The following is a 10,627-nucleotide window of genomic DNA, read 5'->3' as shown; positions in this document are numbered from 1 at the left end:
CTCAACCCTCGACCCCACAGGGGACGCCCATGACCACAAGCTCCGATGTGATCGAAGACGCCCCGAAGGCGACCGACACCGCGCTGCCGTCCGCCACGCTGGGCGGCGAGCAGAAGCGTTCGATCGAGCAGATCACGCTTCTGCTCTTCATCACCGTTCCGTTCCTCGCGCTGCTCGCGGCGGTGCCGCTGGCGTGGGGCTGGGGGGTGAGCTGGCTGGATCTCGGCCTGCTGGTCTTCTTCTACTTCCTCGGCTGCCACGGCATCACGATCGGTTTCCACCGCCACTTCACCCACGGTTCCTTCAAGGCCAAGCGGCCCCTGAAGATCGCCCTGGCGATCGCGGGTTCGCTCGCCGTCGAGGGCCCGCTGGTCCGTTGGGTCGCCGACCACCGCAAGCATCACAAGTTCTCCGACGCCGAGGGCGACCCGCACTCTCCGTGGCGCTACGGCGAGACGGTCCCGGCGCTGATGAGGGGCCTGTGGTGGGCCCACGTCGGCTGGATGTTCGACGAGGAGCAGACCCCGCAGGACAAGTACGCGCCGGACCTGATCAAGGACCGGACGATGCGGGCGATCTCCCGCCAGTTCGTACTGTGGACGGTCGTGTCCCTGCTGCTGCCGGCGCTGATCGGCGGCCTGGTGACCATGTCCTGGTGGGGCGCGTTCACCGCGTTCTTCTGGGGTTCGCTCGTCCGGGTGTCGCTGCTGCACCACGTGACGTGGTCGATCAACTCGATCTGCCATGCGGTCGGCAAGCGCCCGTTCAAGTCGCGGGACCGCTCGGGCAACGTGTGGTGGCTGGCGATCCTGTCCTGCGGTGAGTCCTGGCACAACCTGCACCACGCCGACCCGACCTCGGCCCGGCACGGCGTGGAGCGCGGCCAGCTGGACTCCTCCGCCCGCATTATCCGCTGGTTCGAGCAGCTCGGCTGGGCGTACGACGTGCGCTGGCCGTCACGCTCGCGTATCGATTCCCGCCGGAACACCGTGGAAGGCGGCTCCCGGCGCGGGAAGGAGGCCGCGAAGGCGGCATGATGGTCGCCGTGGCGACCGACTCCAGCACCCCCAGCAACGACAAGCCGCGGCGCGCGCGTCGCACCCGTATGACCGGTGCCGAGCGCCGCCAGCAGCTGCTGAAGATCGGTCGCACCCTGTTTGCGGCGAAGGGCTTCGAGGGCACGTCGGTGGAGGAGATCGCGGCGAAGGCCGGGGTGTCCAAGCCGGTGGTGTACGAGCACTTCGGCGGCAAGGAGGGCCTGTACGCGGTCGTGGTGGACCGCGAGATGCGGCGCCTGCTGGACATGGTGACCAGCTCGCTGACGGCCGGACACCCGCGCGAGCTGTGCGAGCAGGCGGCCTTCGCCCTGCTGGACTACATCGAGGAGTACACGGACGGCTTCCGCATCCTCGTCCGGGACTCCCCCATCCCCCAGTCGACGGGTTCCTTCGCCTCTCTCATCTCCGACATCGCCACCCAGGTGGAGGACATCCTGGGCCGCGAGTTCAAAAGCCGCGGCTTCGACCCCAAACTCGCCCCGCTGTACGCCCAGGCCCTGGTTGGCATGGTCGCCCTGACCGGCCAGTGGTGGCTGGACGTCCGCCGCCCGAAGAAGGCGGAGGTCGCCGCGCACCTGGTGAACCTGGCGTGGCACGGGCTGGACGGGCTGGAGCAGAAGCCGCGGCTGATAGGGCACAGGAAGAGCTGAAAACACCGGAAGAGGTGAAACCAATAGACCACAAGGTTAATCTTGTGGAATGATCTCGGCATGATCGAGATTGCGATCAGCGCTGCCCGTTCCCAGCTCGGCGACCTCGTTCGCCGCGCGGCCCACAGCCGCGAGACCATCGCGCTCACCGATCATGGGCACGTCGCCGCGCTCCTCGTCTCTCCCCAGGTGATAGAGGATCTCGAAGACGCCCTGGCCGTGGCCGAGTATGAGCTGAAGAAGGAGCGCGGAACACTGGGGCCGGGCATCCCGCACGAAGAAGTAGGTCGGATGCTGGGGCTGCGGTAAGTGACCTACGAGATCATCTGGGAGCCGCGCGCCGCAAACGCGGCCGCGCGGCTCCTCAAGGACGACCCGACCGGCCTCTCCGCCGTCTACGAGGCCGTGGACGCCCTGGCCACCCAGCCTCGCCCGACCGGCTCCGTTCCCTACGGATCACACGATGTGCGGCGTCTGCACGTCGGCGACTATCGGGTTCTTTACATGGTCGAAGACGACACGATCCGCATCCTCGTCACGTCACCTGGGCCGGACACCGTGACCACCGGCTCCAGGAACTCCAGCCGGTTTCCCACCGGATCCTCGGAGTAGAAGCGGCGGCGGCCCGGGAGGTTGTCGTCCCAGGCGACCGCCGCTCCGCGTGCCGCGAGCCGGGCCGCATACGCTTCGATGTCCGTCACCCTCAGCCCCGGGTGAGCCTTCCTCGCGGGCCGGAAGTCCTCCTCGATGCCCAGGTGGAGCTGTACCGCGCCCGCCTGGAACCAGCACCCGCCCCGCGCCGCCAGTTCCGGCGGTTTCGGGAGTTCCGTCATGCCGAGGACGTCGACGTAGTACGCCCGCAGGGCGTCCTGCGAGCCGGGCGGGGCCGCCAGTTGCACGTGGTCGACGGCGGTGAGCATCACGCCTCCTTCGTCGCCACCGCGAAGATGCGGCGGAACGGGAACGGCGTGCCCTGCGGGCCGGCCGGATAGGCCTCGCGCAGGGCGCTGCGGTACTCGGCCACGAACTCCTCCCGCGCCTCCGGGTCGTCGGCCAGCGCGGCGAGGACCGGGCGCAGGCCCGTGCCCTTCACCCAGTCCAGAACCGGGTCCTCACCCTCCAGCAGGTGGATGTACGTCGTCTCCCACACGTCCGCCGCACACCCGAGGGCGGTCAGCTTCTCCAGGTAGGCCTCGGGGGCCAGGACCGCGTCGTCGTGGCGCAGGACGTCCGCGAGGCGGTCCTTCCAACGGTCGGAGTGGGCGAGGGCGCGCATCAGCCGGTGGCTGGGGGCGGAGAAGTTGCCGGGCAACTGGAAGGCGAAGGTGCCGCCGGGCTTCAGGGCCGTGATCCAGTCGGCGAAGCGGTCGGCGTGCCCCGGCACCCACTGGAGGGTGGCGTTGCTGACGATCAGGTCGTAGGGCTCGGCCGGCGTCCAGGTGCGGGCATCGGCGTGGGAGAAGTCGAGGCGGCCACCGCCGGGCGTGGGGCCTTCGTGGTCCACGACCGCCTTGTCGAGCATCTCGGGAGAGTTGTCGTAGCCGGTGATGTGCGCGCTGGGCCAGCGGTCGGCGAGCAGCACGGTGACATTGCCGGGGCCGCAGCCAAGGTCGGCGATGCGGGGCGGGTCGCCGTTGGGGCCTCCCCCGCTCGAAAGGTCCGGGATCCGGGCGAGGAGGTCGGTGAAGGGGCGGGCGCGGTGGCCGGCGTGGCGCAGGTACTGGGCGGGGTCCCAGGTGGGGGCGGATTGGGGTCTCCCCTGCTCGAACGAAGTTGAGAGCTTGGGGAAGGGCATGGCGGCCTCCTCGAACTCATTGAAGAACTCATTGAAGTCGTGCACCACTGTGATCACCACTCTCCCGCGAAGCTATCTCGACGTCAAGAGACTTGACGTCAAGAGACTTCATGTCGACACAACCACTACACTGATCGCCATGGAGGACGAGGTCGATCGGCTGGTCGCAGCGTGGCGCCGGGAGCGCCCGGACCTCGACGTGGAACCGCTCGAGGTGCTCAGCCGGGTGAGCAGACTGGCCCGGCACCTGGACCGCGCGCGGCGGCTGGCCTTCTCCGAGCACAGCCTGGAGCCCTGGGAGTTCGACGTCCTGACAGCGCTCAGGCGCGCGGGATCGCCGTACCAGCTCTCGCCGGGACAGCTGCTGACCCAGACCCTGGTCACCTCCGGCACGATGACCAACCGCATCGACCGCCTGGCGAAGAAGGGCCTGGTGGAGCGCCTCCCCGACCCCAGCGACCGGCGCGGTGTGCTGGTCCGGCTGACGGAGGAGGGCCGGGACCGCGCGGACCAGGCCCTGGCGGGACTCCTCGACCAGGAGCGGGCGATCCTCGCGGAGCTGTCGCGTGCCCAGCGCGTTGAACTGGCCGGTCTGCTACGCCAGTTGACCGCCCCGTTCGACAACATCCCCGGCTAGGTCGACCGGCCCGACCCCGGCCCGCCGGGCCAGGGCGACGGCGGCGAGGGTGGAGTGCACACCCAGCTTGCCCAGCACGTTCTGCATGTGCGTGCGCACCGTGTGCGGAGACAGGTACAGCCGCTCGGCGACGGCCTTCCTGCCGAGCCCGGCGACCATGCAGCGCAGCACCTCCCGCTCCCGCGGGGTCAGCGACTCCACCAGGCGTTCGCTCTCGGTGCGGTGCTTGCGGGCGGCGGTCAGCTCGCGCAGCACCCCGGTCAGCAGGGCGGGCGGGAGATGGGTCTCGTCACGCAGCACGCCCCGGATGACCGTCAGCAGCCGGGACAGGGAGCAGTCCTTCGCCACCCACCCCGAGGCCCCGGCCTGCAGGGCCAGCGCCGCCCGCCGGGGGTCGTCCTTCTCGGCGAGCACGACGATCCGCACCCCGGGCTGCGCGCCGTGCACCCCGGCGACCAGGGAGATCCCGTCGACCAGGCCGTCCGCGTTGCCCTCCTGCACCGGCACCGCGGGCCGCCCGCAGGGAACGTTGCCGCCCAGGTCCCCGTCGACGAGCAGCACGTCGAACCGGCGGCCCTCGGCGGCCGCCCGCTCCAGACAGCGCAGCGCCGCCGGGCCGGAGCCGGCCGCGGAGACGTCGACGTCGGGCTCGGCGGCCAGGGCGGCGGCGAGCGACTCGGCGAAGATGCGGTGGTCGTCGACGACCAGGACTCGGATGCGAACCACTGAAAACCCCCTTCCCCAAGCTCCTGAAGGAGCAGGGGATTCCCCATCGTCCGGAGAACGCCGACCGGCGCGGGCACGACGCCCGGGGCTGACACGACCGCACGGCCGCCGCCGTGCAGAAACTGCTACCCCCCACTTCGGGCGTCGTACCCGACTGTCTCGCCCCCTGATCGGCACCGGCCCCCACCGGTACCGCTCCTCAGAGTACGGGCGGGGGGGAGGAGCGGAAGGTTATTTGCAGAACTGGCCGTCCAGCGCGTTTAGGGTGTGCCGCATGTTTCGTATTGAGGCACAAGTAGACAAAGAGCGGCGGGATCTGCTCCGCTCACGCCTCCGCAACACGAACACGGCGGCCTCCCCCGTGCTCGCCGCCCTGCGCGGAACGCCCGCCGAACGCGAACTTCCGCTCCATGTCTGGGCGTTGGACGGCCGGGGGAAGCTGGCGGGCGGGCTCGTGGGCCACACGTGGACGACCTGGCTGCACGTGACCTACCTGTGGGTCGACCGACGCCACCGGGGGGCGGGCCTGGGCTCCCGGCTGCTCGCGCGAGCGGAGCGGACGGCCCGCGACGAGCGCGGCTGCCGGGCCGTGCGCCTGGAGACCTGGGACTTCCAGGCGCCGGAGTTCTACCGGAAGAACGGCTACGACGTGGTGTGCGTGATCCCCGACTATCCGCCGGGGATCACCGAGTACACGTTGACGAAGCGGCTCAGCTGAGCCGGCGCGCCCCCGCCGACGGCACCGCCTCGAACACGCGCGGGGCCGTGAAGCCCGCCGCGGCGAAGGCCTCCTCGACCGCCTTGGTGATCGTCTGCACGTCGTCCTCCTCGGCCAGCACGATCGCCGAACCGCCGAAACCGCCGCCGGTCATACGGGCGCCCAGCGCGCCGGAGGCGATCGCGGTGTCGACCACCAGGTCCAGCTCGGGGCAGGAGATGCGGAAGTCGTCCCGCAACGAGATGTGCCCCTCGGTCAGCACCGGGCCGATCGCGCGGGTGTCGCCCGCCTCCAGCAGGGACACCACCCGCTCGACCCGCTCGTCCTCGGTGACGACGTGCCGCACCAGGCGGCGCACCTCCTCCTCGTCGCCGAGTCGCTCGAGCGCCGCGTCCAGTTCCTCGTAGGCGATGTCCCGCAGCGCGTCCACGCCCAGCAGGGCCGCGCCCTTCTCGCAGTCGGCGCGGCGCTTGCCGTACTCGCCGTCGCTGTGGGCGTGCTTGACGCGGGTGTCGACGACCAGCAGGCGCATGCCCTCGGCCGCGAGGTCGAAGGGGATCTGGCGCTGGGACAGGTCGCGGGTGTCGAGTAAGAGGGCGTGGCCGGCCTCGCAGCAGGCGGACGCCGTCTGGTCCATGATGCCGGTGGGGGCGCCGACGTAGACGTTCTCGGCGCGCTGGCACAGGCGGGCCAGCTGCCAGCGCCGCAGGCCGAGTCCGAACAGCTCGTTCATGGCCAGGGCGACGACGACCTCCAGGGCCGCCGACGAGGACAGGCCGGCGCCGGCCGGGACCGTCGACGCCAGGTGTACGTCCGCGCCGGTCACCGTGTGGCCGGCCTCGCGCAGCGCCCACACCACGCCGGCCGGGTAGGCCGTCCAGCCCTGGTCGGACTCGGGGGTCAGCTCGTCGACGCGCAGCTCGACGGCGTCTCCCGCGACGTCCGCCGAGTGCAGCCGCAGCACGCCGTCGGTGCGGCGGGAGACCGCAGCGACCGTGACGTGCGGCAGCGCGAACGGCATCACGAAGCCCTCGTTGTAGTCGGTGTGCTCGCCGATCAGGTTGACCCGGCCCGGCGCCGCCCAGACTCCCTCCGGTTCGGCTCCGTACAGCGCGACGAAGCCTTCCCGGACCTGCTGTGCCCCCACTAGTGCTCCCTTGCGATGTTCTGCGCGAACTCCCACGCGTCCGCGACGATACCCGCGAGGTCCGCACGGGACGGGTTCCAGCCGAGCTTGGCGCGGGCGGTTTCGGCGGAGGCGACCAGCACCGCCGGGTCGCCGCCGCGGCGCGGGGCCACGACCTCCGGGATCGGGTGGCCGGTGACCCGGCGCACCGTCTCGATGACCTCGCGGACGGAGAAGCCGTTGCCGTTGCCGAGGTTGCAGATCAGGTGCTCGCCGGGCTGTGCGGCCTTCAGCGCCAGCAGGTGGGCCTCGGCCAGGTCCGCGACGTGGATGTAGTCGCGGATGCAGGTGCCGTCCGGCGTCGGGTAGTCGTCACCGAAGATGGAGATCGCCTCCCGCCGGCCCTGCGCGACCTGGAGCACCAGGGGGATGAGGTGCGACTCGGGGTCGTGGCGCTCGCCGTACGCGCCGTAGGCGCCGGCCACGTTGAAGTAGCGCAGGGAGACCGCGCCCAGCCCGTGCGCCGCCGCCTCGCCGCTGATCATGTGGTCGACGGCGAGCTTGGAGGCACCGTAGGGATTGGTGGGCCTGGTCGGCGCGGTCTCGACAATCGGCACCTGCTCGGGCTCGCCGTACGTCGCCGCCGTGGAGGAGAAGACGAGCTTGCGCACGCCGGACTCGCGCATGGCGGCCAGCAGCGCCATGGTGCCGCCGACGTTGTTCTCCCAGTACTTCTCGGGCTTCACGACCGACTCGCCGACCTGGGAGAACGCGGCGAAGTGCAGGACCGCGTCGTAGGAGGCGTCCAGCCACTTGGCGGCGTCGCGGATGTCGCCCTCGACGAACACGGCGCCGGAGGGGACGCCCTCACGGAAGCCGGTGGAGAGGTTGTCGAGGACGGTGACCTCGTGGCCGGCCTCCAGAAGGTGCTGGGCGACCACGCTACCGACGTAACCCGCGCCCCCCGTCACCAGGTACTTCCCGCTCATGAACTCGCTACCTCTCGCAGTCGCTCGGCCGCGCGCTCCGGCGGCACGTCGTTGATGAACACGCTCATGCCGGACTCGGAACCCGCAAGAAACTTCAGCTTGCCGGAAGTGCGGCGGATAGTGAAAAGCTCGAGGTGGAGCGCGAAGTCGTCCCGGCTCACGCCCTCGAACTCCTCCAGCGCGCCGAACGGGGCCTGGTGCCAGCCCGCGATGTACGGCGTCGGAGGCTCACCTTCACCGAAGATCCGGTCGAAGCGCCTCAAGAGTTCCAGATACACCTGGGGGAACTCTGTGCGCGCCGCCTCGCCGAGCGCGAGCAGATCGGGGACGCGGCGCTTCGGGTACAGGTGGACCTCGTACGGCCAGTGCGCCGCATACGGCACGAAGGCCACCCAGTGTTCACCCTGAAGGACTACCCGCTCGTCGGCGAGTTCTCGCTCCAACACGACGTCGAAGAGGTTCTGTCCGCCGGTCGCGGCCTTGTGGGTCGCCAGCGAACGCAGCATCAGCGCGGTGCGCGGGGTGGTGAAGGGGTACGCGTAGATCTGGCCGTGCGGATGCTGCAGCGTCACCCCGATCTCGGCCCCACGGTTCTCGAAACAGAACACCTGCTCGACGGAGGCCAGATGCGACAGCTCCGACGTCCGGTCCGTCCACGCGTCCAGGACCAGTCGCGCCTGCTCCTCGGTGAGGTCGGCGAAGGAAGCGTCGTGGTCGGGGGTGAAGCACATGACCTCGCAGCGGCCCGAGTCGCCGGCCAGCGACGGGAAGCGGTTCTCGAAGACCACCACGTCGTACGACGAGTCCGGGATCTCGCTCATCCGGTCGCCCCGCGACGGGCACAGGGGGCACTCGTCGGCCGGCGGGTGGTAGGTGCGGCTCTGGCGGTGCGAGGCGACCGCGACCGAGTCGCCGAGCAGGACGTCCCGGCGGATCTCGGAGCTGGTGACGGTCCGCTCCAGCGGGCGCCGGTCGACCGTGTTCCGCACGACGTCGTCGCGCAGGTCGTAGTAGATGAGCTCACGACCGTCGGCCAGTCGGGTCGAAGTCTTCTTCATGTCGGACTCCCTCTGCCCGCACTCAATCGCTCAACACAATCAAACATAACACATCACAACCCACCATCGGACCTCTACATCACAATCAAACAAAGACGACCAACAGAAGTGTTCAATTACTGAACGCGGAGGCGTAGGTTCCCCGCTGGATCAGTTCGCGCAACGAAGCGAGTTCTCATGCAAACCCCCACATACGCGCCCGCATACCTGGCGGCGGGGCTACGGCTCCCCACCAACGGGCTCGACTACGCGATCCTCGGGATCTACTTCGCCGTGGTCCTGGGCATCGGCTTCGCCGCCCGCCGCTCCGTGAAGACCAGCCTCGACTTCTTCCTCTCCGGGCGCTCCCTGCCCGCCTGGATCACCGGCCTGGCGTTCATCTCCGCCAACCTCGCCGCCACCGAGATCCTGGGCATGGCCGCCAACAGCGCCCAGTACGGCGCCTACACCGTGCACTGGTACTGGATCGGCGCCATCCCGGCCATGGTCTTCCTCGGCCTGGTGATGATGCCGTTCTATTACGGCTCCAAGGTCCGCTCGGTCCCCGAGTTCCTGCTGCTCCGCTTCGACAAGGGGGCGCACCTGCTCAGTTCGATCCTGTTCGCCTTCGCCGCGATCCTGATCGCCGGTGTGAACCTCTACGCCCTCGCGATCGTCGTCGAGGCGCTGCTGGGCTGGCCGCAGTGGGTGGCGATCATCGTCGCGGGCGTCTTCGTGCTCGCGTACATCACCCTCGGCGGTCTGTCGTCCGCGATCTACAACGAGGTGCTGCAGTTCTTCGTGATCCTCGCGGCCCTCATCCCGCTCGTGGCGCTCAGCCTGAAGAAGGCCGGCGGCTGGAGCGGCCTGACCGCCACCCTCACCAAGACCCACGGCGACAATTTCGTCACCGCCTGGGGCGGCACCGGCATCGGCAACCCCAACCCGCTCGGCGCCAACTGGCTGACGATCGTCCTCGGCCTCGGCTTCGTGCTGTCCTTCGGTTACTGGACGACGAACTTCGCCGAGGTGCAGCGCGCGCTGTCCGCGAGGAACCTCTCCGCCGCGCAGCGCACGCCGCTCATCGCCGCCTACCCGAAGGTCTTCATCGTCTTCCTGGTGATGATCCCGGGCCTGGTCGCCGCCGCCCTGGTGCCGAACATCGGCACGTCCGGCTCGAACCTGCAGTACAACGACGCCATTCCCTACCTGATGCAGGAACTGCTGCCCAACGGCGTCCTCGGCATCGCGGTGACCGGTCTGCTCGCGGCGTTCATGGCCGGCATGGCGGCCAACGTGTCGTCCTTCAACACGGTGTTCACCAACGACATCTGGGCCAGGTACGTGGTGAAGCACCGTGAGGACGCGTACTACGTACGGTTCGGGCGGCTCATCACGGCGATCGGTGTGTTCGCGTCGATGGGCACGGCGTTCCTCGCCTCGTCGTTCTCGAACATCATGGCCTACCTGCAGACGCTGTTCTCCTTCTTCAACGTGCCGATGTTCGTGGCCTTCATCGTCGGCATGTTCTGGAAGCGCGCGTCCATGAAGTCCGGCTTCTGGGGCCTGCTCGCCGGTACGACGGCGGCGATGGTGAACTACTTCGTCATCTACAAGCAGGGCATCATCGCCATCCCCTCCGACCAGGGCGCCAACTTCATCTCCGCGATCGCGGGCTTCGTCGCCGGTGCGGTGGTCATGGTCGCGGTGTCGCTGTTCACCCGGCCCAAGCCGGAAGAGGAACTGCAAGGGCTCGTCTACGGAACGCGGGCGCCCGGCGTGCCCGAGCCGCCGGCCGTGGGTGACGACGCGTGGTACCGCAAGCCGGCGCTGCTCGGCTGGGGTGCCGTGGTCCTCGCCGCCATCTGCTACATCCCGTTCTCGTTCTGAC

13 protein-coding genes are annotated in these 10,627 nt (G+C 69.5%); 7 read left to right on the top strand and 6 right to left on the bottom strand.

Annotated elements, in window-relative coordinates:
* Positions 1-29 precede the first annotated feature (29 nt).
* From ABZV31_RS23260 to ABZV31_RS23245, 4 genes are read left to right on the top strand one after another with little or no spacing between them, the layout of a single operon-like run.
* Entirely contained in the window at positions 30-1,037 is a 1,008-nt protein-coding gene (locus ABZV31_RS23260) for an acyl-CoA desaturase (protein WP_355896995.1), read from the top strand.
* A complete protein-coding gene (locus ABZV31_RS23255) occupies positions 1,034-1,708 on the top strand; it encodes a TetR/AcrR family transcriptional regulator (protein ID WP_355896992.1) in 675 nt (224 codons plus the stop codon). Before ABZV31_RS23260 ends, ABZV31_RS23255 begins: the two co-directional genes overlap by 4 nt.
* Positions 1,709-1,768: 60 nt before the next feature.
* Positions 1,769-2,017, top strand: coding sequence for a type II toxin-antitoxin system Phd/YefM family antitoxin (locus ABZV31_RS23250; protein ID WP_355896989.1), 249 nt, complete (start codon positions 1,769-1,771; stop codon positions 2,015-2,017).
* Complete coding sequence (locus ABZV31_RS23245; RefSeq protein ID WP_355896987.1) at positions 2,018-2,320, top strand: type II toxin-antitoxin system RelE/ParE family toxin; 303 nt, start codon at positions 2,018-2,020, stop codon at positions 2,318-2,320.
* Here the strand turns inward: ABZV31_RS23245 and ABZV31_RS23240 are convergent.
* Both ABZV31_RS23240 and ABZV31_RS23235 read right to left on the bottom strand, forming a co-directional pair.
* Positions 2,209-2,628, bottom strand: coding sequence for a VOC family protein (locus ABZV31_RS23240; protein ID WP_355896985.1), 420 nt, complete (start codon positions 2,626-2,628; stop codon positions 2,209-2,211). The genes ABZV31_RS23245 and ABZV31_RS23240 overlap by 112 nt on opposite strands.
* The gene (locus tag ABZV31_RS23235; protein ID WP_355897203.1) at positions 2,628-3,503 is read right to left on the bottom strand and encodes a trans-aconitate 2-methyltransferase; all 876 of its coding nucleotides are present in this window, start codon (positions 3,501-3,503) and stop codon (positions 2,628-2,630) included. The genes ABZV31_RS23240 and ABZV31_RS23235 overlap by 1 nt, the downstream gene beginning before the upstream one ends.
* Before the next feature lie 139 nt (positions 3,504-3,642).
* Here ABZV31_RS23235 and tamR point away from each other — a divergent pair, with 139 nt between their 5' ends.
* Positions 3,643-4,140 carry a MarR family transcriptional regulator TamR gene (gene tamR / locus ABZV31_RS23230; protein ID WP_355896982.1) on the top strand — a complete coding sequence of 166 codons (498 nt, stop codon included), beginning with the start codon at positions 3,643-3,645 and terminating at the stop codon, positions 4,138-4,140.
* Here tamR and ABZV31_RS23225 read toward each other — a convergent pair.
* The gene (locus tag ABZV31_RS23225) at positions 4,099-4,866 is read right to left on the bottom strand and encodes a response regulator transcription factor (protein WP_355896980.1); all 768 of its coding nucleotides are present in this window, start codon (positions 4,864-4,866) and stop codon (positions 4,099-4,101) included. The genes tamR and ABZV31_RS23225 overlap by 42 nt on opposite strands.
* A 274-nt stretch (positions 4,867-5,140) precedes the next feature.
* On the opposite strand from ABZV31_RS23225, the gene ABZV31_RS23220 reads away from it, so the two are divergent.
* Positions 5,141-5,584: an N-acetyltransferase gene (locus ABZV31_RS23220; protein ID WP_355896977.1), complete on the top strand. Its 444-nt coding sequence runs from the start codon at positions 5,141-5,143 to the stop codon at positions 5,582-5,584.
* Here the strand turns inward: ABZV31_RS23220 and galK are convergent.
* From galK to galT, 3 genes are read right to left on the bottom strand one after another with little or no spacing between them, the layout of a single operon-like run.
* Complete coding sequence (gene galK / locus ABZV31_RS23215) at positions 5,577-6,731, bottom strand: galactokinase (protein ID WP_355896974.1); 1,155 nt, start codon at positions 6,729-6,731, stop codon at positions 5,577-5,579. The two genes, ABZV31_RS23220 and galK, sit on opposite strands and share 8 nt — an antisense overlap.
* Positions 6,731-7,699 carry a UDP-glucose 4-epimerase GalE gene (gene galE, locus ABZV31_RS23210; RefSeq protein WP_355896971.1) on the bottom strand — a complete coding sequence of 323 codons (969 nt, stop codon included), beginning with the start codon at positions 7,697-7,699 and terminating at the stop codon, positions 6,731-6,733. Before galE ends, galK begins: the two co-directional genes overlap by 1 nt.
* Positions 7,696-8,757: a galactose-1-phosphate uridylyltransferase gene (gene galT, locus ABZV31_RS23205; protein ID WP_355896968.1), complete on the bottom strand. Its 1,062-nt coding sequence runs from the start codon at positions 8,755-8,757 to the stop codon at positions 7,696-7,698. Before galT ends, galE begins: the two co-directional genes overlap by 4 nt.
* A 177-nt stretch (positions 8,758-8,934) precedes the next feature.
* Between galT and ABZV31_RS23200 the strand changes: the two genes are divergently transcribed.
* Positions 8,935-10,626, top strand: coding sequence for a sodium:solute symporter family protein (locus ABZV31_RS23200; protein ID WP_355896965.1), 1,692 nt, complete (start codon positions 8,935-8,937; stop codon positions 10,624-10,626).
* Position 10,627: the final 1 nt, after the last annotated feature.

This window comes from Streptomyces sp. NPDC005202, from assembly GCF_040608235.1.
In the GTDB taxonomy this organism is placed as follows: Bacteria; Actinomycetota; Actinomycetes; order Streptomycetales; family Streptomycetaceae; genus Streptomyces.
Note: the sequence above shows the minus strand (reverse complement) of the source record. Positions and strands in the feature narration are given on the sequence as shown.